This window comes from Mesorhizobium sp. ISC15 (genome assembly GCF_037162615.1).
GTDB classification, from domain to species: domain Bacteria; phylum Pseudomonadota; class Alphaproteobacteria; order Rhizobiales; family Rhizobiaceae; genus Mesorhizobium; species Mesorhizobium mediterraneum.
Window position 1 is genome coordinate 420,837 of record NZ_JAVSPX010000001.1, and the last position, 24,997, is coordinate 445,833.

The 24,997-nt window shown below is 63.6% G+C and carries 27 protein-coding genes; 13 read left to right on the top strand and 14 right to left on the bottom strand.

The genetic code is table 11. The features are described from left to right. The first annotated feature begins 61 nt into the window (after positions 1 to 61). Both RPG13_RS02095 and lysA read left to right on the top strand, forming a co-directional pair. Positions 62 to 268 carry a hypothetical protein gene (locus RPG13_RS02095; RefSeq protein WP_126104750.1) on the top strand — a complete coding sequence of 69 codons (207 nt, stop codon included), beginning with the start codon at positions 62 to 64 and terminating at the stop codon, positions 266 to 268. Positions 269 to 379: 111 nt separating this feature from the next. Then, positions 380 to 1,648, top strand: coding sequence for a diaminopimelate decarboxylase (gene lysA / locus RPG13_RS02100; protein ID WP_126104749.1), 1,269 nt, complete (start codon positions 380 to 382; stop codon positions 1,646 to 1,648). A 14-nt stretch (positions 1,649 to 1,662) separates the two neighbouring features. Here lysA and RPG13_RS02105 read toward each other — a convergent pair whose 3' ends face one another. Beyond that, the gene (locus RPG13_RS02105) at positions 1,663 to 1,965 is read right to left on the bottom strand and encodes an ArsR/SmtB family transcription factor (protein WP_095485972.1); all 303 of its coding nucleotides are present in this window, start codon (positions 1,963 to 1,965) and stop codon (positions 1,663 to 1,665) included. Positions 1,966 to 2,015: 50 nt separating this feature from the next. Between RPG13_RS02105 and RPG13_RS02110 the strand changes: the two genes are divergently transcribed. Both RPG13_RS02110 and RPG13_RS02115 read left to right on the top strand, forming a co-directional pair. Beyond that, complete coding sequence (locus tag RPG13_RS02110) at positions 2,016 to 2,957, top strand: threonine/serine dehydratase (RefSeq protein WP_337124318.1); 942 nt, start codon at positions 2,016 to 2,018, stop codon at positions 2,955 to 2,957. Between the two features lie 174 nt (positions 2,958 to 3,131). Then, positions 3,132 to 5,762, top strand: coding sequence for a TIGR02302 family protein (locus tag RPG13_RS02115; RefSeq protein WP_095485970.1), 2,631 nt, complete (start codon positions 3,132 to 3,134; stop codon positions 5,760 to 5,762). 84 nt (positions 5,763 to 5,846) lie between these two features. On the opposite strand, the gene RPG13_RS02120 is transcribed toward RPG13_RS02115, so the two are convergent. Next, positions 5,847 to 6,704, bottom strand: a complete 858-nt coding sequence (locus RPG13_RS02120) for a LysR substrate-binding domain-containing protein (protein ID WP_292652015.1) — start codon at positions 6,702 to 6,704, stop codon at positions 5,847 to 5,849. A 228-nt stretch (positions 6,705 to 6,932) separates the two neighbouring features. Here RPG13_RS02120 and RPG13_RS02125 point away from each other — a divergent pair, with 228 nt between their 5' ends. Continuing rightward, positions 6,933 to 7,883 carry a DMT family transporter gene (locus RPG13_RS02125; protein ID WP_292714160.1) on the top strand — a complete coding sequence of 317 codons (951 nt, stop codon included), beginning with the start codon at positions 6,933 to 6,935 and terminating at the stop codon, positions 7,881 to 7,883. A 20-nt stretch (positions 7,884 to 7,903) separates the two neighbouring features. On the opposite strand, the gene RPG13_RS02130 is transcribed toward RPG13_RS02125, so the two are convergent. The 3 genes from RPG13_RS02130 to RPG13_RS02140 form a co-directional block, all read right to left on the bottom strand. Continuing rightward, positions 7,904 to 8,275 (bottom strand): response regulator, encoded by a 372-nt coding sequence (locus tag RPG13_RS02130; protein WP_292714158.1) that lies wholly within the window; start codon positions 8,273 to 8,275, stop codon positions 7,904 to 7,906. 273 nt (positions 8,276 to 8,548) lie between these two features. Further along, positions 8,549 to 9,091 (bottom strand): hypoxanthine phosphoribosyltransferase, encoded by a 543-nt coding sequence (gene hpt, locus RPG13_RS02135; protein WP_027153387.1) that lies wholly within the window; start codon positions 9,089 to 9,091, stop codon positions 8,549 to 8,551. Between the two features lie 26 nt (positions 9,092 to 9,117). Beyond that, entirely contained in the window at positions 9,118 to 9,762 is a 645-nt protein-coding gene (locus RPG13_RS02140; protein ID WP_126104740.1) for a hypothetical protein, read from the bottom strand. A gap of 192 nt (positions 9,763 to 9,954) precedes the next feature. Between RPG13_RS02140 and ftsE the strand changes: the two genes are divergently transcribed. From ftsE to RPG13_RS02155, 3 genes are all read left to right on the top strand, one after another. After that, positions 9,955 to 10,614: a cell division ATP-binding protein FtsE gene (ftsE, locus tag RPG13_RS02145; protein ID WP_010911739.1), complete on the top strand. Its 660-nt coding sequence runs from the start codon at positions 9,955 to 9,957 to the stop codon at positions 10,612 to 10,614. Next, the gene (locus RPG13_RS02150) at positions 10,607 to 11,596 is read left to right on the top strand and encodes a cell division protein FtsX (protein WP_126104739.1); all 990 of its coding nucleotides are present in this window, start codon (positions 10,607 to 10,609) and stop codon (positions 11,594 to 11,596) included. Before ftsE ends, RPG13_RS02150 begins: the two co-directional genes overlap by 8 nt. A gap of 77 nt (positions 11,597 to 11,673) precedes the next feature. Continuing rightward, positions 11,674 to 12,396, top strand: a complete 723-nt coding sequence (locus RPG13_RS02155; RefSeq protein ID WP_095485962.1) for a YdcF family protein — start codon at positions 11,674 to 11,676, stop codon at positions 12,394 to 12,396. Between the two features lie 14 nt (positions 12,397 to 12,410). On the opposite strand, the gene RPG13_RS02160 is transcribed toward RPG13_RS02155, so the two are convergent. The 3 genes from RPG13_RS02160 to RPG13_RS02170 form a co-directional block, all read right to left on the bottom strand. Further along, positions 12,411 to 13,037 (bottom strand): pyridoxamine 5'-phosphate oxidase family protein, encoded by a 627-nt coding sequence (locus RPG13_RS02160; RefSeq protein ID WP_127288542.1) that lies wholly within the window; start codon positions 13,035 to 13,037, stop codon positions 12,411 to 12,413. Between the two features lie 13 nt (positions 13,038 to 13,050). Then, a complete protein-coding gene (locus RPG13_RS02165; RefSeq protein ID WP_126104737.1) occupies positions 13,051 to 13,521 on the bottom strand; it encodes a nuclear transport factor 2 family protein in 471 nt (156 codons plus the stop codon). Between the two features lie 117 nt (positions 13,522 to 13,638). Beyond that, positions 13,639 to 14,190: a carboxymuconolactone decarboxylase family protein gene (locus tag RPG13_RS02170; RefSeq protein WP_095486032.1), complete on the bottom strand. Its 552-nt coding sequence runs from the start codon at positions 14,188 to 14,190 to the stop codon at positions 13,639 to 13,641. A 106-nt stretch (positions 14,191 to 14,296) separates the two neighbouring features. On the opposite strand from RPG13_RS02170, the gene RPG13_RS02175 reads away from it, so the two are divergent. Both RPG13_RS02175 and RPG13_RS02180 read left to right on the top strand, forming a co-directional pair. Then, positions 14,297 to 15,208, top strand: a complete 912-nt coding sequence (locus RPG13_RS02175; protein WP_292648868.1) for a LysR family transcriptional regulator — start codon at positions 14,297 to 14,299, stop codon at positions 15,206 to 15,208. An 81-nt stretch (positions 15,209 to 15,289) separates the two neighbouring features. Next, on the top strand, positions 15,290 to 16,096 hold the full coding sequence (locus RPG13_RS02180; protein WP_292648865.1) for a lysophospholipid acyltransferase family protein: 807 nt from the start codon (positions 15,290 to 15,292) through the stop codon (positions 16,094 to 16,096). An 11-nt stretch (positions 16,097 to 16,107) separates the two neighbouring features. On the opposite strand, the gene RPG13_RS02185 is transcribed toward RPG13_RS02180, so the two are convergent. The 3 genes from RPG13_RS02185 to RPG13_RS02195 all read right to left on the bottom strand — a co-directional run bounded on the left by RPG13_RS02185 (position 16,108) and on the right by RPG13_RS02195 (position 18,942). Next, positions 16,108 to 16,725 (bottom strand): LysE family translocator, encoded by a 618-nt coding sequence (locus RPG13_RS02185; RefSeq protein ID WP_292622392.1) that lies wholly within the window; start codon positions 16,723 to 16,725, stop codon positions 16,108 to 16,110. 147 nt (positions 16,726 to 16,872) lie between these two features. Then, the gene (locus tag RPG13_RS02190; RefSeq protein ID WP_337124319.1) at positions 16,873 to 17,820 is read right to left on the bottom strand and encodes an aldo/keto reductase; all 948 of its coding nucleotides are present in this window, start codon (positions 17,818 to 17,820) and stop codon (positions 16,873 to 16,875) included. Positions 17,821 to 17,973: 153 nt separating this feature from the next. Next, positions 17,974 to 18,942, bottom strand: a complete 969-nt coding sequence (locus RPG13_RS02195; RefSeq protein ID WP_292714150.1) for a GlxA family transcriptional regulator — start codon at positions 18,940 to 18,942, stop codon at positions 17,974 to 17,976. 169 nt (positions 18,943 to 19,111) lie between these two features. Between RPG13_RS02195 and RPG13_RS02200 the strand changes: the two genes are divergently transcribed. Next, the gene (locus RPG13_RS02200) at positions 19,112 to 20,092 is read left to right on the top strand and encodes a quinone oxidoreductase family protein (protein ID WP_337124320.1); all 981 of its coding nucleotides are present in this window, start codon (positions 19,112 to 19,114) and stop codon (positions 20,090 to 20,092) included. An 86-nt stretch (positions 20,093 to 20,178) separates the two neighbouring features. Here RPG13_RS02200 and RPG13_RS02205 read toward each other — a convergent pair whose 3' ends face one another. Beyond that, a complete protein-coding gene (locus RPG13_RS02205; protein WP_126104730.1) occupies positions 20,179 to 20,727 on the bottom strand; it encodes a gamma-glutamylcyclotransferase in 549 nt (182 codons plus the stop codon). Between the two features lie 121 nt (positions 20,728 to 20,848). Here RPG13_RS02205 and RPG13_RS02210 point away from each other — a divergent pair, with 121 nt between their 5' ends. Then, complete coding sequence (locus tag RPG13_RS02210; RefSeq protein ID WP_337124321.1) at positions 20,849 to 21,847, top strand: DUF2125 domain-containing protein; 999 nt, start codon at positions 20,849 to 20,851, stop codon at positions 21,845 to 21,847. A 54-nt stretch (positions 21,848 to 21,901) separates the two neighbouring features. Then, on the top strand, positions 21,902 to 22,828 hold the full coding sequence (locus RPG13_RS02215; protein WP_337124322.1) for a sugar kinase: 927 nt from the start codon (positions 21,902 to 21,904) through the stop codon (positions 22,826 to 22,828). 21 nt (positions 22,829 to 22,849) lie between these two features. Here the strand turns inward: RPG13_RS02215 and RPG13_RS02220 are convergent, their stop codons facing one another. Together RPG13_RS02220 and hisC are read right to left on the bottom strand one after the other, a co-directional pair. After that, the gene (locus RPG13_RS02220; protein ID WP_292714138.1) at positions 22,850 to 23,785 is read right to left on the bottom strand and encodes a prephenate/arogenate dehydrogenase family protein; all 936 of its coding nucleotides are present in this window, start codon (positions 23,783 to 23,785) and stop codon (positions 22,850 to 22,852) included. 4 nt (positions 23,786 to 23,789) lie between these two features. After that, entirely contained in the window at positions 23,790 to 24,899 is a 1,110-nt protein-coding gene (gene hisC, locus RPG13_RS02225) for a histidinol-phosphate transaminase (protein ID WP_292714136.1), read from the bottom strand. Between the last annotated feature and the right edge of the window lie 98 nt (positions 24,900 to 24,997).

A 24,997-nucleotide genomic window follows, 5' to 3' on the forward strand; every position in this document is an offset into this window, starting at 1 on the left:
GTGCAATGCCAGCAAAACTCAGCTAAAAGCGGCGGGCAAAAGTTTCGGACGGATGGCACGGATGACCGCAAGCAGGATTTTGGTGACGCTGACGCTGCTGGCGGCGATGGCAGCTGCTACGGCCTGCGGCCGGAAGTCCGGGCTCGACACGCCCTATGAGGCGGCCGTGCAGGCTCGCAAGGACGCCGAAAAGGCCAAGCAGCCCGTGCCGCCCGAGCCGGAAAAACCGGTCGAGGACAAGAAGTTCATCCTCGACCCGCTGCTCTAGCGTGATCCCGAAAAGTTGCAGACTTTTCGGACAAGATCACGCGAAAAAACAAGATCTAGAGACGATGAGATCGGCCGATCTCATCGTGCTCCAACTTCCGGAACCACTCTTGTGAACCATTTCGACTACCGCGACGGCGTGCTGCATGCCGAGGACGTGGCGATACCAGATATCGCTGCAAGCGTCGGCACGCCGTTCTATTGCTATTCGACGGCGACGCTGACTAGGCATTTCCGCGTGTTTGCGCAGGCCTTTGCCGGGCTCGACGCGCTGGTCTGCTATGCCATGAAGGCGAATTCCAACCAAGCGGTGCTAAAGATCCTGGCAAAACTCGGCGCCGGCGCCGACGTGGTCTCGGAAGGCGAACTGCGCCGCGCGCTAGCCGCCGGCATTCCGGCCAACAAGATCCTGTTTTCGGGCGTCGGCAAGACCGCGCGCGAAATGGATTTTGCGCTCTCGGCCGGCATTCTGTGTTTCAATGTCGAATCCGAGCCGGAGCTTGAATTGCTGTCGGCCCGCGCCACGGCACTGGGCAAGGTGGCGTCGGTCTCGCTGCGCATCAACCCGGATGTGGATGCCAAGACCCACAAGAAGATCTCCACCGGCAAGGCCGAGAACAAGTTTGGCATCCCCTGGCAGAAGGCGCGCCAGGTCTATGCCCGCGCAGCCGAACTGCCTGGCATCAAGGTCACCGGCATCGACACCCATATCGGCAGCCAGATCACCGAATTGCAGCCCTTCGACGACGCCTTCGCGCTGCTGGTGGAGCTGGTCGGCGTGCTGCGCGCTGACGGGCACGCCATCGAGCATATCGATCTCGGCGGCGGCCTCGGCATTCCCTACCGCGTCGATAACAGCCCGCCTCCCTTGCCAGACGCTTACGCCCAGATCGTCAAGAAGCACGTCACGAAGCTGGGATTGAAGGTGATGTTCGAGCCGGGCCGGCTGATATCAGGCAATGCCGGCATCCTTGTCTCGCAAGTGATCTTCGTGAAGGAGGGCGACGCCAAGAATTTCCTGGTTGTCGACGCCGCGATGAACGATCTGATCCGGCCGACGCTTTACGACGCCTTCCATGACATCAAGCCGGTGGTGCAGCAGCCGCCTGCGGCACCGCGCATGACGGTCGACGTCGTCGGCCCGGTCTGCGAGACCGGCGATTATCTCGGCCTCGACCGCGACCTGCCCCGGTTGAAGGCCGGCGACCTGATCGCCATCGCCACCGCCGGCGCCTATGGCGCGGTGCAGGCCGGCACCTACAACACCAGGCCGCTGGTGCCCGAAGTCCTGGTCGACGGCGACCGTTTCCATGTCGTGCGCCCGCGCCAGACCTATGACGAGCTGATCGGGCTGGATTCGCTGCCAGATTGGCTGGAATAGAGGCTGTAGCGACGCTACAGCCGGTGCTGAACCAACGCCCTGGTCTCGGCGATCCTGCCCTCGTCGCGGCGATAGAATGTCCACTGCTTGATGCGTTTGCTGCTGAGAAGGCCGGCCTGGGTGAGCACCCGCATATGCTCGCTGAGCGTCGCCTGGGTGATCCCCAGCTTTTCGGCGATCAGCAGCGCGCAGACGCCGTCCTCGACCAGATCGCCATCCGCTTGGCGTGGAAAATGCGCGCGCGGGTCCTTCAGCCAATCGAGGATTTGCAGCCTGCGCTCGTTGGCGATCGCCTTGAAGACATCGACCTCTTGCATTTAGCCATTTTGCTAAGTTACTAAGTGATGTCAACCCTTGGGAGCAGGCCATGCTAAACGCCAATATGATCACGCGCGAACGCATCGCCGCAATGGAACCGCGCATCCGGCCATTCGTGCGCCATACGCCGGTGCTGCGCGTCGACATGGCCGATTTCGGCCGTCCACCTCTTAGCCTCGACCTGAAGCTCGAATGCCTGCAGCATTCCGGCTCGTTCAAGGCTCGCGGCGCGTTCACCAATCTTCTCGAGCGGCCGATTCCCAAGGCTGGCGTCGTCGCCGCATCGGGCGGCAATCATGGTGCCGCGGTCGCCTATGCCGCCATGCGGCTCGGCCACAAGGCGACCATCTTCGTTCCCGAAGTGAGCCCTTCAGCCAAGCTGGAACGCATCCGCGACTACGGCGCCGAGCTGGTCGTCGGCGGCGCGCGCTATGCCGAGGCGCTGGCCGCCAGTGAAGACTTTGCCGAAAGGTCCGGCGCGCTGCAGATCCACGCCTTCAACCAGGAGGAAACGCTGGTCGGTCAAGGCACGCTTGGCCTCGAGATCGAGGCCGACCTGCCCGAGCTCGACACGCTGCTGGTCGCCGTCGGTGGTGGCGGCCTGATCGGCGGCATTGCCGCCTGGTTTGCCGGCCGCATCAGGATCATCGCCGTCGAGCCCGAAGGTGCGCCGACGCTTTATCGCGCCTTCGAGGCCGGCCGGCCCGTCGACGCGCCGGCGGAAGGCATCGCTGCCGACTCGCTGGCGCCCAAGCGCGTCGGCGAAATGATGTTTCCAATCGCCGAGGCTTTCGTCGAGCGTTCCATACTGGTCAGCGACGACGAGATCATCGCCGCGCAGGCGGCGCTTTGGGACCGGGTGCGAATCATCTCCGAGCCGGGCGGCGCTGCGGCTTTCGCGGCGGTCCTGTCCGGCCGCTACGCGCCGGCTGCAGGCGAGTGTGTCGCCGTGCTGGTCTGCGGTGCAAACGCCAATCCGGCTAAATTCTGACGATAACAGGGGCAGTCCTGTTCACGTTTTAGGGAACTGCCTCGCCTTCGCCGTGTTTCTTGGTATGTTTGGAGCGACGAGCATCTAAGACTTTGAGTCCTTCGCATCCGATTTTCGGGCCGGTGCGATAGATTTGTGAGGTTCGGGTTATCCCGCCCGAATCAGGAAGGGCCGATGACGCAACGACCCACCTCCACCAGTGATCGCAGCCTGGCCGGGCGCCTTGCTCTGAGCCGGCTGGCGACGCGGATCTCGATGACGGTCGAGCGTGGCTGGCCGTTGCTGCTTCCGCTGGTCATCGTCGCCAGCCTGTTCCTCAGCATCTCGTGGCTCGGCCTCTTCCATCTGCTGCCCGATATGGCGCGCATCGGTCTCGTGGCGGCGTTCGGCATCGCAGCCCTTGCCGCACTCTATCCCCTGCGTTTCTTCCGGGTGCCGACCAGCGCCGAGATCGATCGGCGCATCGAGGCGGCCAACCAGTTGCTGCACAGCCCGGTGCTGGTGCAGACCGACCGGCCGAGCGGCAGGGAAAGCATTTTTTCGCAAGCGCTGTGGCGCGAGCACCAGAAACGCATGGCCGAAAAACTCGGCGACCTCGGTGGCGACCTGCCACGCACCCGGGTCCCGGAGCGCGACCCGTGGGGGCTGCGCGCCGTGGCGGCGCTTTTGTTGGTCACCGCCTTTGCTTTCTCCTTCGGACCGTCGGGCGGTCGCATAGCAGACGGGTTCAGTGCCCACGCGGCGCGCGACACTGTCCCGCCGCGCATCGACGCCTGGGTGACGCCGCCGGCCTACACCGGCAGGCCGCCGGTCTTCCTCACCTCCCCAGCCCTCGCCAACCCAGCCCTCGCCAATAATGGCAATCAGGCTGCGTCCACCTTCACCGTTCCGGAAGGCAGCGACGTGTCGCTGCGCGTCACCGGCGGGTCGGGCGAGGAAACGCTGAGCTACGCCGACGCCGACGGCAATGCCCGCACCATCGAGCCGACCGGGCAGCAGGCCGACAAGGCCAAGCCGGCGGCGGCAACGCCCTCCACGGTGCGCCAGTTCACAGGAAAGCTGACGGCCAACGGCACGCTGACGCTGAGCTCGGGCAATGACGAACTCGGCAACTGGGCCTTCGCGGTGATCCCGGACAAGCCGCCGCAGATCCGCTTCGTCGGCGAGCCCAAACGCGCCGTCAATGGCTCCTTCGAGCTCAACTACCAGATCGACGACGACTATGGCGCGGCCTCCGCCAAGGCGGATTTCGTATTGGCCGACCCGCCGGCGCCGAATGCGCATCCGCTCTATGGCCCGCCCGAAATGCCGCTGTCGCTGCCGCGCCGCGGCGCCAAGGGGAATGCCGCCAAGACCACGAAGGACCTGACCGAGCATGTCTGGGCCGGCGGCAACATCAACCTCACGCTTGTCGCCACCGACGATGCCGGACATACGGCAACCAGCGAAACCAAGACGCTGGTGATGCCGGAGCGGCCTTTCTCCAATCCGCTTGCGAGGGCCGTGATCGAGCAGCGCCGCGTGCTGGCGCTCGACGCCAACGCCAAGAGCCGCGTGCTCGACCTGATGGACGCGATCACGCTCAGGCCCGAAGACACGTTCGACAACATGGCACACTACCTCGCCATCATGAGCGCCCGCACGCGGTTGAAGATGGCCGACAGCGACGATCAGTTGCGCGACGAGGTCGCCTATCTCTGGGAGATCGCGCTCGGCATCGAGGAAGGCAATCTTTCGGAGGCCGAGAGGCGGCTGCGCCAGGCGCAGCAGGCGCTGCAGGACGCCATCAAGAACGGCGCCAGCGACGAGGAAATCGACAAGGCGATGAAGGAACTGCGCGAGGCGATGAACCAGTTCCTGCAGGAATTCGCCCAGCGTGCGCAGCAGAATCCGAACGCGCCGCAGATGCAGCAGAACGGCCAGGAACTGCGCCAGAGCGACATCGAACGCATGATGGACCAGATCGAGAATCTGGCGAAGTCCGGCGACCGCGACAGCGCGCAGCAATTGCTTTCGCAACTGCAGGACATGATGAACAATCTGCAGGCCGGACGTCAGCAGCAAGGCGGCCAGCAGAACAGCGAGATGCGCCAGCAGATGGACAAGCTCGGCGAGATCATGCGGCGCCAGCAGGAGATGATGAACGAGACCTTCCGCATGGACCAGATGCAGCGCGGCCAGCAACAGCGCGGGCAGAACCGCGACGAACAGCTCGGCGAGAACGGCGAGCAGGGCCAAATGGGCGAACAGGGCGAGCCCGGCCCAGGTGAAGACCGCGATCCGCTCGGCCGGCCGAAGCCGATGACGCCGGAGGAATTCGCCGACGCGCTGAAGCAGTTGCAGGAAGGTCAGGGCAAGCTGCAGGGCGACCTCGACCAGCTGAGGAAAGGTCTTGAGGGTATGGGGCTCGAGCCCAATGAAGGATTTGGCGACGCCGGCAAATCCATGGGCAGTGCCGAACAGGCGCTTGGCGACAGCGATGGCGACCAGGCCGTCGGCCACCAGGGCCGCGCGCTGGAAGCGCTGCGCAAGGGCGCCAAGGACATGATGAAGCAACTGCAGGCCATGCAGGGCGACGAGGGCGAAGGCGAGCGGGGCGGCCGCCAGCAGAACGCCGACCGCGATCCGCTCGGCCGGCCACGCTCCACCGAGGGGCCTGATGATGGAAGTTCGGTGAGAGTGCCGGACGAGATCGACGTGCAGCGCGCGCGCCAGATCCTCGAAGCGATCCGCAAGCGGCTCGGCAACGCGCTCAGCCCCGACATCGAGCGCAGCTACCTGGAGCGGCTGCTGGAGCTGAAGTAAAGCCGCCCTCTATATCAGGAAGATCGCCGTGCGCGGATCGAGGTGGCCGCCATCGCCGGGCTGCAGCCTTTTGGGCGATATGCTCTACCGGTTGGTGAACGCCTCGCGGATCGCCTCTTGCATGCCGTCGATGGCCTCGCCGGAGGCGTTCGGATTGCGCCGCAGCACCACGTTCGAGGAATCGATGTCGCCGAACCCGTCGGCGGCCGTAAGTTCGCGGCAGCCGGCAGGGATGTTGCTGCGCGAGATCGGCGCAATCGCCAGCCCGGAGGTGACGGCGAGCCGCAGGCCGCCATTGGTATCGCTGGTATAGGCGACGCGATAGGCGAGACCGCGCTGCTCCAGCGACTTTATCGCGAAATCCTTGCACCAGCCGGCGCGGTTGTAGAGCGCGATCGGCACCGGCCGCTCCTCATGCATATGATGCAGCTCCGACGTCACCCATACGGTCGGGTCATGCATCAGCACCTCGCCGCCGAAGAGGTCCTGCCATTCGAACACCACCGCCAGATCGAGCTCACCGGCGGCGAGCGCCGCGATCTGCGCGCCGGAATGCGCGTAGCGGACGGTGACTTCGACCTGAGGATGGCGCTTGGCAAAGGCGCCGAGCGCGCGCGACAGGATGGCGTGGCCATATTCCTCCGGGATGCCGATGCGCACCGGCCCACCAAGCGGCGCCGCGACCATCGATGCCGCCGTCTCGTCGAGCAGCGATATGATCCGGCGGGCGTTGACGATGAGTTCGCCGCCGCGGCGGGTCAGCGCCACACCACGCGAGCCGCGCTCGAACAGGCTGTCGCCGACCACACCTTCGAGCTTCTTCATCTGCATCGAAACCGCCGACTGGGTACGGCCGGCCTGCTCCGCTGCCTTGGTGAAATTGCCGGTATCGGCAACCGCGACGAAGGTGCGCAGCAGATCGCTGTCGAGCGTGGACTTCATTTGTTCGCCATAAGAAAATCTGATTGCTGGCATCATTCCAATTCGTTTGCAACATGTCAAACGTCGGATGATAGTTGCTTCACCCATTGGATATGCGGCTGCGAAATCGGCCGCGGACCAATACAGAGTCCTCACTCGTACCCGCTGCCCGAAACGGTGGCGGGTTCTTTTTGCCCAAACCGCAGGCCCGGCTTTCGGGCCGCACATGCAAGGAGCCCGTTGAACGACATGCAGAACCGGATCGTTCTCGGCATGGCAAGTCTTTGCCTCGGCGTTCTGGTGTTCTCGCTCCAGGATCCGCTGATCAAGGCCGTATCGGGCACATACCCGGTGACCGAAGTGATGGCGATCCGCTCGATCGTCGCCCTGCCCATTCTTCTCGTGCTCGTTCATGTCGATGTCGGGCTCAGCGCGATCTTTTCGAAGCGTTTTCGCATGCTGACGATGCGCGCCTTGATCCTGTTCACCTCCTACACGGTCTACTACCTGGCGATCGCCGCCCTGCCGCTTGCCGACGCGGTGGCGCTCTATTTCATGGCGCCGCTGTTCATCATGGCGCTTGCCGGCCCTTATCTCGGCGAACGGGTGGCATGGCAGACGCTGGTCACCGTCATGGTCGGGATGCTGGGCGTGCTGGTGATGCTGCGGCCCGGCGCCGGGCTGTTCGACTGGGCGGCGCTGCTGTCGCTGGCCTCGGCTGTGCTGTACGGCTTTTCGCAGTTGATGGCCCGCAAGATCGGCGACACCGAATCGTCCACGGTCATGGCGTTCTATCAAAACGGCGTCTACCTCTTGGGCGCGGCAGTGGTCGCCGGGCTGTTCTGGCTGGCAGGAATAGCTCACGCCACACATCCGAGCCTCGAATTCCTGGTCAGGCCATGGATCTGGCCGACGACAATCGATTTCCTCAAGATGGCGACCTGCGGCTTCGTCGCCTCGGCCGGGATGATCCTGTTGTCGCAGGCCTACAGGCTGTCGCCCGCCAACAGCGTCGCCACCTTCGAATACACAGGCATCATCTGGTCGCCGCTGTGGGGCTTCCTATTCTTTGCCGAAGTGCCGCGATCGACCACCGTCGTCGGCGCTGCGCTCATCATCGGCGCCGGTCTGTTCGCGCTCGATGCCAGCCGGCGCCGAAGCAGCGCGCCGGCAATCGCGGCGACCTGCGATCCGGCCTGACCGCGGTCAGGCCTTAGGCTCTAGGCAAAGCAGGCGAGCGCCTGTTCGACACGCGCGCGGATTTCGGCCAGCGTGAACGGTTTCTGCACAACGTCCACAATGACGCCATTCAATTCCTCGGCGCGCTCGCGCTGATCGGCATAGCCGGTCATCAGCAGTATCTTCATCGCCGGGAAAAGCGACGCCGCCGCCTTGGCCATCGCGATGCCGTCCATCTCCGGCATGCGGATATCGGAGAGGACAAGATCGTAGCCGCCACGTGCCGCGCGGATCAGGGCAAGCCCTTGCGCGCCGTCGGCGGCGATGTCGATCATATGCCCGGCGCGTTCGAGCGCACGAGCGGCGAGAGTGCGGACGGATTCATCGTCCTCGACGATCAGGAGCTTTGCCATAGCGGAATGTTTGGCGGGGAAAAGTTGACTTTTCCTGAACCGCAAACGCGGTCAGGGAGAAAATCCGGAGCGCGCCGCATCGAAAAGTTGCGTACAGCGATTCCAAGCCCGCGCACCGGGATCGAGCACCAGGGTGTGTTGAGATTCAGGTCAGGCCGAGTCGAAAACAGCGGCTTCCGAGAACCGGAGCGGAGCGTACTTTTGGGTACGTGAGCACCGGAAGCGCAGGAAGCCGCTGTTTGCAGGCCGGCCTCACCTGAATATCAACACACCCTAGGCGTCGCCCTTGACGACGCCGACGAACGGCAGCTCGCGAAAGGCGTGGGCGACATCCATGCCGTAGCCGACGACGAAATAGTCGGGGCAGTCGAAACCGACATAGTCGGCGTTGAGCGCGGTCTGGCGGCGCATGCGCTTGTCGAGCAGCACGGCGATAGCGCAGCTTTTGGCGCCGCGCGACAACATCAGGTCGCGGGTGAAGGACAGCGTCTTGCCGGATTCGAGGATGTCGTCGATCAACAGCACGTCGCGGCCGGCGACCTCATTGTCGATGTCGCGCAGCACCCTCACCTCGCCGCTGGTTGTGCCGGCGCCGTAGCTGGAGATGAAGATAAACTCAACCTCGGGCGACAGGCCGACATCGTGCATGGCGCGGATGAGATCGGCGGCAAAGATGAACGATCCTTTCAGCACCGAAATCACCAAGAGGTCGTGATAGTCGTGCCCGGCGATCTCCTTGGCGAGCTCGAGATTGCGGCGGGCAATCGCCGACGCCGAAAACAGAACCTCGATATCCTTGCCGCGCACGACTGGCATTGGCCGCCCTTCCAGAAATGATCGCCCTAATCGGCGAAGGTGACCGAAACGGTCTTGACCCCGTTTCTAGGCACGTCGAGCCGGCTGGAAAAGCCAAATCTTTCGCCGGGCGCCAGCGAACGGTTGAATGTCCCCAGCGTATAGCGGGTCGTGCGCCTGTCATTGCCGGTGACCCGGATTTCCAGCGGCGGCAATGGCGACGGGCTGGCGCCGTCATTCGCGGCCTCGCCACCGACGAACAGGACAGGTTCCGGCCCGGACGCATCGATACGCGACGTGACGCCTGAAATAGTGAGGGCAGTGCCTGTTTCCTGGGCCGCGAGAAGAAGCGGCGCCTGGCGCATAAGCGCGTGCCCGCCCGATATCCAGAAGGCTGCAAACGCGGCACTGAGGCCGGCGATCCAGAAGATCGGTCCACCGCGCGATATCCGCAACCGTCCCGTCGCGGCTTCGGGCTTGCGCAGCATCTCCATGCCTTCGATCGACGGCGTGGCCACCACACGCGAAAGCGGTGGGGAAAGGTCCATGCTGCTGGTAAAGCGCGGCAGCACCTCGTAGTCGGCGTCGACGATGTCATCGGCTGGATCACGCATGATGCGTTCCGGCGCGGCGGCCGTGTCGGCCATGATTTCGCCGGAAACCGGGCGCGCGGTTCGATCCTCAGCCATCACGGCCCCAGCACTACGGCACTTGTTCGCTCTTCGTTTCTTTTGCGTAAACGGAAATGGTTAACGCTTCCCCATCGGAACCCTTGTGACGCGCCCAAAAAAACCCAGAATTAACCGCCGGTTAACCATGCCGGCCGATGGTCTTTTCTCAGAGAAGGCTGGCTCGTCGCCGCCGCAAGTTTCAGGTCGTCGAACGTGATCCGCTTCGAAAATGTCGGCCTCCGTTATGGCATGGGTCCGGAAATCCTCCGCGACATTTCCTTGCACATACCGGAGCGCTCCTTCCAGTTCCTGAGCGGCCCTTCGGGCGCCGGCAAGACGACGCTGCTGCGGCTTTTGTTCATGTCGCTCAAGCCGACGCGCGGGCTGATCACCATCTTCGGCAAGGACCGCTCGCGCATCTCGCGCACGGAGCTGCCGCATCTGCGGCGGCGCATCGGCGTGGTGTTCCAGGACTTTCGCCTGCTCGACCACATGACGACCTATGAGAATGTGGCCTTGCCGTTGCGGGTACGCGGGCGCGAGGAAGCGAGCTATCGCACCGACGTGACCGAGCTCTTGAAATGGGTCGGCCTTGGCGAGCGCATGCATGTGCTGCCGCCGGTGCTGTCGGGCGGCGAGAAGCAGCGCGCCGCAATCGCCAGGGCGCTGATCGAGCAGCCCGAGATCCTGCTTGCCGACGAGCCGACCGGCAATGTCGACCCGCCGCTGGCGCGGCGCCTGTTGCGGCTGTTCATCGAACTCAACCGGCTGGGCACCGCAGTGGTGATTGCAACCCACGACCTCGGCCTGATGGAACAGGTCGATGCACGGCGCATGATCCTGGCCGGCGGAAGGCTGGATATCTATGACTAACCTTTCCGTTGAACACGCCGAAGACCAACACGCCGAGAGGGCGGGGACGACGCAGCGCGTTCAGCGCAAGATGGCGCCGATCGTGCCGGCACAGAACATCGCCGGCCGGGCGCTGGTCCTGGTCATCGCCATCATGACGTTCCTCTCCTGTCTGACCTTCGGCGCGGTGACGCTGGTGCGTGATACCGCCTCGGTCTGGGAGAACCAGATCTCACGCGAGGCGACGATCCAGATCAAGCCGATAGACGGCCTCGACATGGAGGCAGCGCTTGCCCAGGCCTCGCAGATCGCCGGCGAATTTCCTGGCGTCAAGAGCGCCAGGATCGTCGACCGCGACGCCACGGCGCGGCTACTGGAGCCATGGCTCGGCTCGGGTCTCAATATCGACGACTTGCCGGTGCCGCGTCTGATCATCGTCACCATAGACGAGAGCAACCCGCCCGATTTCGCCGCAATGCGCGCCGCGATCACGCCGAAACTGCCTAGTGCCTCGCTTGACGACCATCGCACCTGGGTCGACCGGCTGGTGGCCATGGCCCGCACCACGGTGACCATCGGCATCGCCGTGCTGGCGCTGATGCTGTCGGCAACCGTGCTGACCGTGGTGTTTGCGACGCGCGGCGCAATGGCCGGCAACGGCCACATCATCGAGGTGCTGCATTTCGTCGGCGCCGAAGCGCGCTTCATCGCGCGCGAATTCCGCCACCACTTTCTTGTTACCGGCATGAAGGGCGCAGCCGCCGGGGGTGCGGCGGCGGTGCTCGTCTTCATCGTCTTCTCATGGTGGTCGTCGCGCAACATGGCAACACCGCAGGCCGATCAGGCAACCGCACTGTTCGGCAATTTCGCCATCGGTTCGGCAGGTTATCTCGGCGTCGTCCTCATGGTGCTGGTTATCGGTGCGCTGACGGCGGCAACCTCCCATGTCACCGTCGTCACCTATCTCAGCGACATCGATGTCCGCCAACCCGACGCGGGGTGATCACGGATAGAGAATTAGCGTAACGTAATGTGTGCTTTTTCACCTACTAAACGCCGCATTTCAGGGTTAACGATAAGATGATGGACGCGCGCGACTCGAGCGGAATGGCTGGACAGTTGCCCTTGGTGATTACGCGTTCCCGTGAGCGCGCCAAGCCCAGCCGATTGGCGGGCGCGTTTCGCATCTCCGCTTTCTTTCTGCTCGTGCTGGCAACGCTGTTTGCCGGCGGCTTCGGCTGGTTCGCCAACACTGTCAGCCGTCTCGCGACGCCTACCAATCCGGCAAAAGCCGATGCCATCATCGTGCTGACCGGCGGCCATTCGCGTCTCGACGCCGCCATGGGTCTGCTTGCGTCCGGCAAGGGCGAGCGGCTGCTGATCAGCGGCGTGCATCCTTCCGCCAGCCGCCGCCAGCTTCAGGTCGCGACCCGTGGCGACAAGAAACTGTTTTCCTGCTGCGTCGACATCGACCGCGCCGCGCTCGACACGATCGGCAATGCCGAGGAAAGCGCCAAATGGGTTGAGGACCACGCCTATGGCACCGTGATCCTCGTCACCAACAACTATCACATGCCGCGCAGCCTGCTGGAAATGGGCCGGCTGCTGCACAAGGCCAAGCTCGAACCCTATCCGGTGGTCAACAGCAATCTTGGCAATGGCGGCTGGCTGACCAAGCCCAGGGCGCTGCGCGTGCTGTTCACCGAATACAACAAATATCTGCTGGCGCTGGCGCGGGGCATCGTGCCGGTGAAGCCAACGCCAACCGGCATCGCGCTGGCCGAGGCTGCTGAGCCGATCTGAAACCGGCAGCGGTATCATTCCTTGGCGCTAGAGGCTCCGCGCAGGCGCGCGATCTCCTGTTCGAGACGTTCGATACGATTGTCCCGTTCGGCCAGCGCCGCCGCCACATCGGCCGCTTCGAAACGCTGTGGGATGTGCTGCGGGCAATTGGAATCCCAGGCCGAAACCGTGAACAGTATGATTTGCTCGGGGCGCGCCTTGTAGCCTTCCGGCATCAGCTTCGCCATCAGGTCGGCGTCGTCCTCGACGACGCGCGCACTGCCCCAGATCTTGATGCGCTGCCGGTGGGCATAGTCGATCAGGAACAGAAAAGCGCGGGGGTTGTCGTCCAGATTGCCCTGGGTGATGAATTGCCTGTTGCCGGAGAAATCCGTGAACCCGATCGTCCGCTCGTCGAGCACCTTGAGGAAGCCGGCCGGCCCGCCGCGATGCTGGATGTAGGGCTGGCCGTCACCATTGGCCGTCGACAGGAAGATGCTGGTCTGCGCCTCGATAAAGGCGGCGAGATCGGGCGTGATATCAGCTTGCCAGCCGCCGCGCTCCTCGACGCGGGCATAGGCATCACGTGAGCCTTTGCGGGCCTGGATCGCCTTGACGGTTGGCGTAAAGGCGACATCGCTGGTGAAGACGTGAGCATTCATGGAAAAGCCTCCTTCAAAGGCCGAGCTCCGACAGAGAGGGATGATCGTCCGGCCGGCGGCCAAGCGGCCAATGATATTTGCGGTCGGCCTCGTGGATCGGCAGGTCGTTGATGCTGGCGATGCGCAAGCGCATCAATCCATGTTCATCGAACTCCCAGTTCTCATTGCCGTAGCTTCGAAACCACGAGCCGCTGTCGTCGTGCCATTCATAAGCGAAACGCACGGCGATACGATTGTCGCGGAACGCCCAGACCTCCTTGATGAGCCGGTAGTCGCGTTCGCGATCCCATTTGCGTGTGAGGAAGGTCTGGATGGCGTCGCGCCCTTGCAGGAATTCGGCCCGATTGCGCCAGCGGCTGTCGATTGTGTACGCAAGCGCGACCCGTGTCGGATCACGGGAGTTCCACGCATCCTCCGCCATGCGTGCCTTCTGTGCGGCAGTCTCGGCGGTGAATGGCGGGAGCGGCGGGCGGCTTTCAGACATGGGAACTCCTTGTGATGGGGGCTAGAGCGGCGGGCTTTCAAGTCGAACCGTACCGCCGCTCTATCTCTTTTGTTTGAGCATCGGATTTTCCAAAACCGACACACTGGTCGCTGAAATTCAGGCTGCCTTGCGGACAGAAACGACCGGAAAGTCGATCTCCGTCCTGGCAACCTCATTGACATAGTTGGTCCAGACATTGAGAGCGACATGCTGGACGATCTCGATGATCTGCGCATCGTCGTAGCCTGCGAGCCTGACGGCGCTGAGATCCTCGTCACCGATATGGCCGCGGTCGCGCGCAATCTTGGCGGCGAAAAGCACGGCCGCGGCGGCCTTGGGATCGTTGGACCCGCCCGCACGATTGGCGACCATCTCGGCATCGTCAAGCTTGGCGAGGTTCTTGCCGAGATAGGTATGGGCGGAAAGGCAGTAGCTGCAGCCATTGATCTCGGCGACCGCCAGAGCGATGCGCTCGCGCGTCGGCGCGGGCAGGCGGCCCTTGGCAAGCGCTCCGGACAGACCGAGATAGCCTTCAAGCGCAGCCGGGCTATTGGAAACGAGCCTGAAGAGGTTTGGGACGACGCCGAGTTGCTTCTCGACGGCATGCAGCATCGGCCGCGACGCAGCAGGCGCGGCCTCTATGGACGCGGGTGTAGGGATACGGGGCATCGGCATTCCTTCTCGTTGATCAGCTTCGCCGTCAAACATGGCCCCTTCCATGTTTTGGATGTAGCTGGCATATTTGCAATTGATCCTTCCATTTTTCGGGAGAAGTATGGATCGTCTCGAGGCCATGTCGCTTTTCGTCGCCGCGGTGGAGGCCGGCAGCCTTTCGGCCGCCGGACGCCGTTTCGGCATTCCCCTTGCAACGGTCAGCCGCAAGGTCTCCGACCTGGAGCGGCATCTAAAGACGCGTCTCCTGAACCGCTCGACGCGGCAGCTGACGCTGACCGACGCGGGTCACGCCTACCTCGCTGCCTGCCATCGCATTCTCGATGAGGTCGGCGAGGCCGAGCGTACCGCCGCCGGCGAATACAGCGCCCCGACGGGCGAACTGATCATCACCGCACCGATCGTCTTTGGCCGCCTGCATGTGCTGCCGGTCGTCACCGGCTTCCTCGCCGCCTACCCCGACGTGGCTATCCGCCTGATGCTCGCGGACCGGATAACCCAGTTGACCGAGGAGCACATCGATCTCGCCGTCCGCATCGGCGAGCTTCCCGACTCGAGCCTGGTGGCCACCCGCATCGGCTCGATCCGGCGTGTTGTTTGTGCGAGCACGGCCTATCTGGCCGAGCACGGCACGCCGGAGACCCCGAAAGACCTTGCGTCACACAGCTGCATCACCTTCGAGGGGCTCACCGCTCCCGCCACGTGGACCTTTGCCACCGGCAAGACCGAACTCCCTGTTCCGATCCGCTCACGGCTTCGGGTCAACACCGCGGAAGCGGCGATCGATGCCGCGATTGCCGGCGTCGGCATAACGAGGGTGCTTTCCTATCAGATCACTGCTGCGGTGCGGTCCGGCACACTCCGCACCGTGCTGGAGGCATTCGAGCCGCAGCCATGGCCGGTCAGCCTCGTGCATGCCGGCCAAGGTCTGCTGCCGGTGAAACTGCGTGCGTTCCTCGACTTCGCCGCCCCACGCCTGAAGACGCGGCTCGTGCAGGCGACGTGGCAGGCCTGACGAACGGGGGCCATCGCACCGTTTCCTTTTTCCCGGCGCTTGGTGTAACCAACGCACACTTCCTCACCGGGCACTTCCCACATGCTCCATATCCGCTCGCTGGCGTTCAACCTCGTCTTCTACCTCAATCTGATCGTCCAGATGATCATCTGGACTCCGTACTATTTCCTGTCGCCGCGCCACCGCGCCTGGTTCGTGCCGAAATTCTGGTCGCGCACCAGCATGTGGCTCTACGACAAGATCGCCGGCACCAAGAGCGAGATCACCGGCCAGGAAAACCTGCCCGAGGGTTCCTTCATCCTGGCGCCCAAGCATCAATCCTTCTGGGATGCGATCGCCTTCTTCCCCTTCCTGCAGGATCCGATCTACATCCTGAAACGGGAACTGACCTGGATCCCGTTCTTCGGCTGGTACATCCTGAAAATGCGGATGATCCCGGTCGATCGCGGCAGCCGCTCGAAGGCGTTGAAAGCGGTGGTCGCCGCGACCAAACAGGAGCTGGCGCGCAATCCCCGCCAGCTGATCATCTATCCCGAGGGCACACGCCGGGCGCCGGGCGACGAGCCGGCCTACAAATATGGCATCGTCGAGATCTATGCGCAGCTTGGCATTCCGGTGGTGCCGGTCGCCCATGTCGCCGGCCTCTACTGGCCGCGGCGGAAATTCCTGCGCTATCCCGGCACGATCAAGGCCCGCTTCCTGCCGCCGATCCCGCCGGGGTTGGACAAGCAGGAATTCATGGAACGGCTGATCGGCGAGACGGAAGCCGCCTGCGACCAGCTGCTCGTCGATGCGTCCCGTGCGCCGAACCCGCCGCCCATGCCACCGACGGCGGTGAAGCGGCTGAGGGAATTGGCCCCGACAACCCGGCCTGAGCCGCCCGTCTGACCGGCAAGTCCCTAGGGAATCACAGCCAGCGCCGTGGTCAGAACCAGTGTCGCCGCAAACGTCAGATTGATGATCCGCGAGGCCAGCGGTTTGCGCAGAAAGCGCGCAAACGCGGCACCGGCGAGAAGCCAAATGACATGGATGGCGACGATCATCGAGACGAGGACCGCCAGCTTGAGCCCTGCATCGAGCTCACCGGCGGACGACGTGCCGGCGAACACGGCGGCAATCGCCACATAGGCTTTCGGGTTGGCGACGGCCAGAAGAAAGCCGCCCAGGAAGGTGGGAACTGCCGCCCCGCCGGTACGCGCAGCCAGAGGCGGAGCCGTTGCTATCTTGAAGGCGAGGTAGAGGATGTAGGCTGCGGATGCCACCGCCAAAAGCGGTGTGAGCCTCGGCACAGAGGCAAGCATCGCCGTGATGCCCGTCGCCACGACCAAAAGCACTGCGACCGTGCCAAGGATGATGCCCGAGGCGTAGCGGAGCGAATCGCGCAGACCGAAGGCCGCGCCAACGGCGGTGACGCTTATCGTCGCCGGCCCCGGGCTGCCCATCACGACCGCCGATGCCAGGATGAGCGCGAGCAATTGCTGCCATAGTTCCGGATGGGAAAAGACCTGTTTGGCCATCTGTATACCAGTATCCCGACGCGATGCGACCGATGGTATGGCAGGGCAGACCAAGTCGTCTTGAACGATCGTGCAGGGGAGTCTTCCGGCGCAGCCGTGCACGGTCCTTGGCTGCGGTTTGAGCAAGCCGCCGCTTCGCGCTAGCGTCTATGCGCTCGCGCTGTCGAGCTCGGCGATATCGTCCGAACTGAGATTCAACGATGCGGCGCGGGCGAAGCTGTCGACCTGATCCGGCTTCGTGGCGCTGGCGATCGGCGCCGTGACGCCGGGCCGCGCGGTCACCCAGGCGAGCGCCACTTCCGCCTGCTTGGCCGCGTGACGCGCCGACACCGCGTCGAGTGCCGCCAGGATGCGCATGCCGCGTGCGTTGAGGTAGCCCTTCACGCCGTCGCCACGCGCGCTTTTGCCGAGATCGGCTTCGCTGCGGTACTTGCCGCTCAAAAACCCCTTGGCGAGGCTGAAATAGGTGATGACGCCGATATCCTCGGCCATGCATAGATCGCGGAGCGGCCCATCGAAGGCGGCGCGATCGTAGAGATTGTACTCCGGCTGCAGCACAGCATAGCGCGGCAGGCCCCGCAAGCTTGCCACGTCGAGCGCGGCGCGCAACTGACCGGCATCGAGATTGGAGGCGCCGACGTGGCGGACCTTGCCCTTGGCGAGCAGCTTTTCGTAGGCGCCGAGCGTTTCCTCGTAGGGGGTGGTTGGGTCCGGCCAGTGAGACAGATAGAGATCGACGACATCGGTCTGCAGCCGCGTCAGCGACGCATCGATGGCCTTTTCGATATAGGCGGCGGAGAGGTCTTTCCTGCCCTGCCCCATATCCGATCCGACTTTCGTGATCACCACGACTTCATCGCGGTTGCCGCGGCTCTTCATCCATTTGCCGATGATCGTTTCGGATTCGCCGCCCTTGTTGCCGGGAACCCAGCGCGAATAGGAATCGGCGGTGTCGATGGCGTTGAGGCCGGCGCCGACGAAGCGGTCGAGCAGGTCGAAAGAGGTTTTCTCGTCGGCGGTCCAGCCGAAGACATTGCCGCCCAGAACCAGCGGCGCGATGGACAGGTCGGTTTGACCGAGACGACGTTTCTGCAAGACTGATCTCCTGGGGAATGGAAAGAATGGGCGAAAGCCCATGACGGGCTTAACCTATGGCGTGCGGCACAGACGTCAAAGGGCCGTCCGTCTTTTCCACTGGCCAGCGCTTCACAAAGGCGCGATCCGCCGCGCCGATGTTCGGCCGGTGACCTACTGGCTCTGGCGCCGGTATTCACCAGGCGGCAGTCCGACCACGCGGTTGAAAAGCCGGCTGAATGAGGCCGTATCCTGGTATCCAACCTGGTAACATATCTCCGCGATGCCGAGCTTGGTGCTTTCAAGAAGTGTTTTCGCGGCCTCAAGGCGCCGGTCCTGGACCCATCGGCCGGGCGTGGTGTGCAATTCATCGGAAAACCGGCGCGCCAGCGTTCGCGGCGATAGACCGAGTTGCGCTCCAAGGAAGGCAAGGTCGAGCGCTCCGAGCTGTTTTCTGGACAAGGCTTCGAGCCGGTCGCGGAATGGCTCTTGCGAAGGCAACAGATCGGTGAGCGGGAACTCGTAGGGTGTCTGGATCTGCCGCGACGGCGGCAGCACCAGCAATTTGCGAACCAGGCGCTCCTCCCTGGCGAAGCCAAGGTCCCGCAGAAGCGCCTTGCCGAGCTCCAGGCCCGAAAAACCGCCACCGCAAGTGTAGATCCGTCCACCCCCAATCAGCACACGTGAAGCGTCCCAACGCACTTTTGGAAAGCGGCGCTGGGCATCGGCCTTCAGCCACCAGGAGATCGTCGCGCGCTTTCGGTCGAGAAGACCGGCGTCTGCCAGGAAATAACCGGCCCCGCAATGCGCGGCGATGATGGCGCCGTCGCGCTGCGCGCTTGCGATAAGCGGTGCCGCGTGCCGGCTCTCTTCCTCCAACGCGGCAACAAGCTCCGGGATTTGCATGCCGGGCATGGCCAGCAGGATCAGCAGGTCCATGCGCTGCGAGGGCTCGCGTCTGGTGTGAAAGGAGATCCCAGGCGTCGTCGTGGCGTCAGCCTGCCGCGCCACGAATTCGAAGGAAATCGCCGGCGCGCCGCGAATGGTGTTCACCAGCTCGAACATTTCGACAAGTGTCGCGGCGACGGCCGAATAGAAGGTCGACGGCAGCCAGATCACGGCATGGAGGGGGCGGTTGTCCAAGATGCCTCCTTTGAACAGCTATGGCAAGTTTAGCATATAGATTGTCAAATCTGCCAATTCCGATTTTTGCCAGCGACCTTAGGTTCCGCGACACCGATGCAAACACCGGTGCTGCAATCTGGTGACGTCCAGGCTGCTAGCCCCAGATCCGCCGTTACTGGAGACCAAGATGAAAGCAATTGTATTCGACGCAATCGGCTCGCCGCGGGACGTGCTCTATCTCGGCGACCTGCCCATGCCGCGAATTGGCGACGGCGAGGTGCTGGTCAAGATGGTCTCCGCCTCGGTCAACCCTGGCGACTTCCTGTTCATCCAGAACCTCTACCCCGAACCGAAGAAGCCGCATTTCCCCCGGCAGGTGGCCGGAAACCATGGCGCCGGCGTTGTCGAGGCCGTTGGCGCGAACGTCGCTTTGAAACCGGGCACGCTTGTCGCGTTCAGCTACTACGACAGCTGGGCCGAATATGCGGCCGTTCCGGCCGAATGGCTGATCCCGCTGCCCGCCGACTATCCGCTCGAACGCGCCGGGCAGATGGTGAATCCCATCACCGCCTGGGACCTCTTGGCGGACTCCCGCGTGCAGCCTGGACAGTGGCTGGCCGTCACGGCCGGCTATTCATCGGTTTCGACGATGGTGATGCAGTTCGCCCAACGGCGCGGCATCAAGGTGATCGCGCTTGTGCGACGCTCCCACGACAGGCTGGACCTGAAGCGGCTTGGTGCCACGGCCATCCTTGATCTTTCGGACCTGGAGGCCGGCATCAGAGAGACGGTCATGGAAATCACGGCCGGCGCGGGGCTGAACGGGATCATCGATAATGTCGGCGGACCCGTCAGTGGCGAATTGATCCGCGCCCTCGCGCTGGGCGGGCAGATGGTCATCAATGGCGGCATGAGCGCCGAGCGTTTCGAACTGCACAATTTCGACGTGCTGCTGAGCGGCGTCGAGATCAGGGCAAATATCTACCGCTACTTCTTTTCGCCGCCTGTCGAAGCCGACCGGCCAGTGTTGCACGAGATTGTCGATACCTTCGGCCAACCCGATTTCCATGTCCCTGTCGGCGGCATCCATCCGCTGTCGGAGTTCGAGCTCGCCGTGACAAACAGCCTGGATCGCGCCGATCTCGGAAAACAGATTTTCAGGATGTAGCCCTGACCATCACCCGAACCGAAGGTCAGCGAAGCAAAAAGTGGGAACCGGTTTTCGGAAAAGATCATGGTCAACAGCGAAAGCGATCACGACCCGATCCGTTTCGCCACCTCTTCCAGCCAGTGGTCGCGGATCCCCAACGCCTCGAGGTGCTCCAGCGTGCTGAGCACATAATCCTCGTTCTTTCCCGACTGGCCGACGGCGCCGGAAACGACGGTCGCCGCATCAGCCGCATCGAGCGCGCCGGCATATTGCTCGTGGGCACGGTCGACGACATAGGCGACCGCCGAGACCGTCTCGCCGCCGTTCGTATCGCCCCCGTTCATACCGCCACCGTCGAGCCGAATGCTAAGTGTGCGCTCGAGATAGACATTGGTGACCAGCTCGCGCTCGCGCAGATAGCTGATGACCTCGTTGCGCAGATCGCCGGGGACGCGGAAAGCCAGCCCGATGCAGGAGCCGCCACGGTCGAGGCCGAGCACCAGGCCGGGCCGTTCGCGCGTGCCGCGATGCACGAAGGAGTAGACGCACAGCGACCGGCGATAGCCGTGAAGGCGGGCGCGCCGCGTCTCGACATGCGCAAATCCCGGCCGCCAGATCAGCGAGCCGTAGCCAAAAACCCAAAAATCGCCCATATCGCCAAGCCTGGTTGCAGCACTGCACTGGAATCGGTGTTTTTTAAAATCCGTCTCCGTCTACCCGATGTTGCCGGAAACGACAGTCCCCTCTGCAACACGCGTTAACGAGAGCCGCAGCATGACGTCAAGTGACGAGCGCCCGCCGAATTTTCGCCGCCGCCTCTTCTGGCTTGGCGCTTTCATCGTCGTGCTGTTCGGCCTCTACAGCGCCGGCTGGTTCTACCTGGCAGACAAGGTCAAGAGCGCAGCCGCCAAAGCAGTCACCGAGCTCAACGGCAATGGCATCGAGGCGGACTGCGCCAATCTCACGGTTAGCGGCTATCCCTCGAGCTTCGCCATTTCCTGCGACAGTCTGGCTTATCAGGACGACACCAGGAACGTCGCCGCCTCGCTCGGCAGTCTCAACGCGGTTACGCACATCACCCAAATCCTGTCGCCTGGCGCCGACTTGCGCGGGCCGCTCAGGACCTCAGCGCCGGGAATGACGCCGCTGTGGATCGACTGGGATAATCTGCGAGCGAACCTGAAACTGTCCTGGCCGCTGCCCCGGCGCGTTTCACTGGAGGCCGAGGGCCTGTCGGCCCAGACCGATCCGGCTGATGGCACTGACCCGGTCGAGCTGTTCAGCGCCGGGACAGCGGCCGGACAATTGCGTCCGAACGGTCAGGACATCGACTATGCCGGGAGTTTTACCGATCTCGAAATCGATTCAGGGGCGATCGATGGGCGCGTGTTGCCGCCGCTCGACGGCAGCGGCGACGTGACGCTGAAGAACGGCGTGGCTTTGATCAAGACGCAGCCAAAGAGCCTGCGCGGCCAGGCGGTCGATATCGGCAAGCTCGATCTGTCGTCGGGGACCGCGCGCGTCACCGTTTCCGGACCGGTGTCTGTCGGCGCCGATGGGCTGATCGACGCCGACCTGATGATTAGGCTTAGCGACCCGAAAGCCGTGGCGGCAATTCTCGGCACCGCCATTCCCGAGCAGAAGAGCCAGATCAAAACAGGCTTTGCCGGTCTGGCGCTGCTTGGCAACGAACCGTCGATGCCCCTCAAGATCGTCAAGGGCAAGGCCTCGCTCGGCTTTATCCCGCTGGGCAGGATCAAGCCGGTCGATTAGACCATGATTGCGAACCTACAGTTCGCAAAAGATCATGGTCAAACAGGAAGACAGATGAACAGCCCGGTGAAGCTCCTAAGTGTTGGCGCGCTGACGCTCGATACGATCCTTCGCGTCGACACGCTTCCGACACGTCAGGGCAAGTTCATCGCGTCCGACGGCGTCCAGATCGCCTCGGGCATGGCTTCGAGCGCGGCGTGCGCCGCACGTCGCCTCGGCGCGGAAGTATCGCTGTGGGCGAGCGCGGGTGACGACCCTGTCGGCGATCAGCTGGTCGCCGGGATCGAGGCCGAGGGCGTCGATTGCAGCTTTGTCCGGCGTGTCATCGGCGCGCGGTCGGCACTGTCGGCCATCTTGGTCGACACGCATGGCGAGCGGATCATCGTTCCTTTCTATGACAGGCTCGCCCAGGCCGCCCCCGAGACGCTCCCCACCCAGGATCTCACCGCATTCGACGCCGTCCTGGTCGATGTGCGCTGGCCGGGCGCAGCAGCTTTGGCCCTGGCGGCGGCGCGCGCAATCGGCCGTCCGGCCATACTGGACGCCGACACCGCGCCACGGGACATATTGGAACGTCTGTTTCCGCTGGCCTCGCACATCGTCGCATCGGAGCCGGCGGCGTTCATCCTCTGCGGCGAGGAGCAAGGCCCGCAAAGGGCCTGTGAAGCGCTGGCCAGACGCACCGATGCATTTGTCGCGGTGACGGGCGGCGCTGCGGGAAGCTGGTGGTTCGACCGCTCGGTAGGGTCCGTGCGCCATGTCGCGGCGCCAAGGATCAAGGCAGTGGATACGCTTGCCGCCGGCGACGTGTTTCACGGCGCCTTCGCCGTCGGGCTGGCGGAGGCCATGCCGATCGAACGGACGTTGCGGTTTGCCAGCGCCGCCGCCGCGCTCAAATGCCAGCGCTTCGGCGGCAGGTTGGGCGCGCCGGACAGACCCGAGACACTGGCGATGATGGCGGCTCACTGGCCGGCGGACTAACGGCCTGGCGGTCGAGACAGGCTACTGTTTGGCTGGATGCTCGACCGCCTGCCGGCCAAAGTCCGGTACGTCGATGTCCTGGCCGGCCTCGATGATCGAGCGACGGACGGCGCGAGTGCGGGTGAACAGGTCGAACAGCTTTTCGCCGTCGCCCCAGCGGATCGCCCGCTGCAGCGAGGCGAGGTCCTCCGAGAACCGCGCCAGCATTTCGAGAATGGCATCCTTGTTGTGCAGGCAGACATCCCGCCACATGGTCGGGTCGGAAGCGGCAAGGCGCGTGAAGTCGCGAAAGCCGGAGGCTGAATATTTGATGACCTCGGATTTCGTCACCGACTCCAGGTCGTCGGCGGTGCCGACAATGTTGTAGGCGATGATGTGCGGCAGATGCGAGACGATGGCCAGTGTCATGTCGTGATGCTGGGGATCCATCGTGTCGATGTTGGAGCCGCAGCGGCGCCAGAATTCCGAGAGTCTTTCCAGCGCCTCGGGATCCGTGCCGGGCAACGGCGTGAAGATGCACCAGCGGTTTTCGAACAGTTCGGCAAAGCCGGCGTCCGGGCCCGATTTTTCAGTGCCGGCCAACGGATGGCCGGGGATGAAATGCACGCCATCAGGCACATGCGGTTGCATCTGCGCAATGACCGATGCCTTGGTCGAGCCGACATCGGTGAGGATGGCGCCTGACTTCAACCCGGGTGCGATTTCGGCGGCAACCTCGCCCGAAGAGCCGACCGGCACCGAAACGATAACCAGGTCGGCATCGCGGACCGCCTCTTTCGCATCCATCGTGTAGGAGGAGCCGAGACCGAGCTCGCTTGCCCGCGCCAGCGTTGTTTCGCTGCGTGTCGAGATGGCGACGTGGCGGGCAAGACCTTCGCGGTGGATGACGCGGGCCAGCGACGAGCCGATCAGGCCGATGCCGACCAGCGCGATCTTTTCGAACATCGGTGATGTCATTGTCTCAGCTTTTCAGAAATGTCGTGAGCGCGGCGACAACGCCGCGATTGGCCTCTTCGGTGCCGATGCTCATGCGCAGTGCATTCGGGAAGCCGTAGCCGGAAACGCGCCGCAAAATGTAGCCGCGCGCGGAGAGGTATTCGTCCGCAGCTGCCGCCGAATGTTTTTTGTCCTCGGGAAAATGGATGAGGACGAAATTGCCGACGCTCGGCGTCACCCGCAGCCCGAGCTTGGTCAATTCCTCGCTCACCCATGACAGCCAGGTCTCGTTATGCGCCACGCTGCGCTCGACATGGGCACGATCGCGGATCGCTGCAATGCCGGCCTCGATCGCCGTCGCGTTGACGTTGAAGGGACCCCGCACGCGGTTGATCGCGTCGATGATATGCATCGGCGCGTACATCCAGCCAATCCGCGCGCCGCCGAGGCCGAGCTTTGAGAAGGTGCGGGTCATGACCACGTTTTCCGCGCCAGCCACCAGTTCGACGCCGGCTTCATAGTCGTTGCGGCGGACATATTCGGCATAGGCGCCATCCAGCACCAGAAGCACGTTTCGAGGCAGGCCGGCATGCAGGCGGCGCACCTCCTGGAACGGCAAATAGGTGCCGGTCGGGTTGTTGGGATTGGCGAGGAAGATGATCCTGGTGCGCGGCGTCACCGCAGCGAGGATCGCATCGACGTCGGCGCGCTCATTGGTTTCCTGGACCGACACCGGGACAGCACCTGCCGACTGGATGTAGATCTTGTAGACCATGAAGGCGTGTTCGGTGATGACAGCTTCATCGCCGGGCGCGAGGTAGGTCTGCGCAAGCAGGCCCAGAATCTCATCGGAACCGTTGGAACAGACGATGTTCGCAGGGTTGAGGCCATGCACCTCGGCGATCGCCTCCCGCAGGCGCCTGGCGGTGCCATCGGGATACATGTCGAGTTTGGCTGCGACGTCACGCGCGGCTTCTATCGCCTTCGGCGAGGGGCCGAGCGGGTTCTCGTTTGACGACAATTTATGGACCTTGGCAACGCCGGCCGGCGCCGTGCTTTTGCCCGGCACATAGGCTTCGATGTCCATGATCCCCGCGCGGGGCGTTGGACGTGCCTGATCCGATGCCTGCTTCATATTGCAAAAATCCGTCGAGAACGCTTCCGCCTGGGGAAGCCGCAGCGGAAATACAAGCCGTGGCCTGGAATGTCGAGAGGCGGCTATCATGGGTGAAC

What these genes read in the sequence shown, in the direction of transcription:
- RPG13_RS02155 (WP_095485962.1), top strand. Translation starts at nt 11,674, where the DNA reads ATGATGGACGCGCGCGACTCGAGCGGAATGGCTGGACAGTTGCCCTTG.
- RPG13_RS02185 (WP_292622392.1), bottom strand. Translation starts at nt 16,725, where the DNA reads ATGGCCAAACAGGTCTTTTCCCATCCGGAACTATGGCAGCAATTGCTC.
- RPG13_RS02175 (WP_292648868.1), top strand. Translation starts at nt 14,297, where the DNA reads ATGGATCGTCTCGAGGCCATGTCGCTTTTCGTCGCCGCGGTGGAGGCC.
- RPG13_RS02215 (WP_337124322.1), top strand. Translation starts at nt 21,902, where the DNA reads ATGAACAGCCCGGTGAAGCTCCTAAGTGTTGGCGCGCTGACGCTCGAT.
- RPG13_RS02200 (WP_337124320.1), top strand. Translation starts at nt 19,112, where the DNA reads ATGAAAGCAATTGTATTCGACGCAATCGGCTCGCCGCGGGACGTGCTC.
- RPG13_RS02110 (WP_337124318.1), top strand. Translation starts at nt 2,016, where the DNA reads ATGCTAAACGCCAATATGATCACGCGCGAACGCATCGCCGCAATGGAA.
- hisC (WP_292714136.1), bottom strand. Translation starts at nt 24,899, where the DNA reads ATGAAGCAGGCATCGGATCAGGCACGTCCAACGCCCCGCGCGGGGATC.
- RPG13_RS02105 (WP_095485972.1), bottom strand. Translation starts at nt 1,965, where the DNA reads ATGCAAGAGGTCGATGTCTTCAAGGCGATCGCCAACGAGCGCAGGCTG.
- RPG13_RS02165 (WP_126104737.1), bottom strand. Translation starts at nt 13,521, where the DNA reads ATGTCTGAAAGCCGCCCGCCGCTCCCGCCATTCACCGCCGAGACTGCC.
- RPG13_RS02220 (WP_292714138.1), bottom strand. Translation starts at nt 23,785, where the DNA reads ATGACATCACCGATGTTCGAAAAGATCGCGCTGGTCGGCATCGGCCTG.
- RPG13_RS02125 (WP_292714160.1), top strand. Translation starts at nt 6,933, where the DNA reads ATGCAGAACCGGATCGTTCTCGGCATGGCAAGTCTTTGCCTCGGCGTT.
- RPG13_RS02160 (WP_127288542.1), bottom strand. Translation starts at nt 13,037, where the DNA reads ATGAATGCTCACGTCTTCACCAGCGATGTCGCCTTTACGCCAACCGTC.
- RPG13_RS02180 (WP_292648865.1), top strand. Translation starts at nt 15,290, where the DNA reads ATGCTCCATATCCGCTCGCTGGCGTTCAACCTCGTCTTCTACCTCAAT.
- RPG13_RS02150 (WP_126104739.1), top strand. Translation starts at nt 10,607, where the DNA reads ATGACTAACCTTTCCGTTGAACACGCCGAAGACCAACACGCCGAGAGG.
- RPG13_RS02120 (WP_292652015.1), bottom strand. Translation starts at nt 6,704, where the DNA reads ATGAAGTCCACGCTCGACAGCGATCTGCTGCGCACCTTCGTCGCGGTT.
- RPG13_RS02130 (WP_292714158.1), bottom strand. Translation starts at nt 8,275, where the DNA reads ATGGCAAAGCTCCTGATCGTCGAGGACGATGAATCCGTCCGCACTCTC.
- hpt (WP_027153387.1), bottom strand. Translation starts at nt 9,091, where the DNA reads ATGCCAGTCGTGCGCGGCAAGGATATCGAGGTTCTGTTTTCGGCGTCG.
- RPG13_RS02115 (WP_095485970.1), top strand. Translation starts at nt 3,132, where the DNA reads ATGACGCAACGACCCACCTCCACCAGTGATCGCAGCCTGGCCGGGCGC.
- RPG13_RS02205 (WP_126104730.1), bottom strand. Translation starts at nt 20,727, where the DNA reads ATGGGCGATTTTTGGGTTTTTGGCTACGGCTCGCTGATCTGGCGGCCG.
- RPG13_RS02210 (WP_337124321.1), top strand. Translation starts at nt 20,849, where the DNA reads ATGACGTCAAGTGACGAGCGCCCGCCGAATTTTCGCCGCCGCCTCTTC.
- RPG13_RS02095 (WP_126104750.1), top strand. Translation starts at nt 62, where the DNA reads ATGACCGCAAGCAGGATTTTGGTGACGCTGACGCTGCTGGCGGCGATG.
- RPG13_RS02170 (WP_095486032.1), bottom strand. Translation starts at nt 14,190, where the DNA reads ATGCCCCGTATCCCTACACCCGCGTCCATAGAGGCCGCGCCTGCTGCG.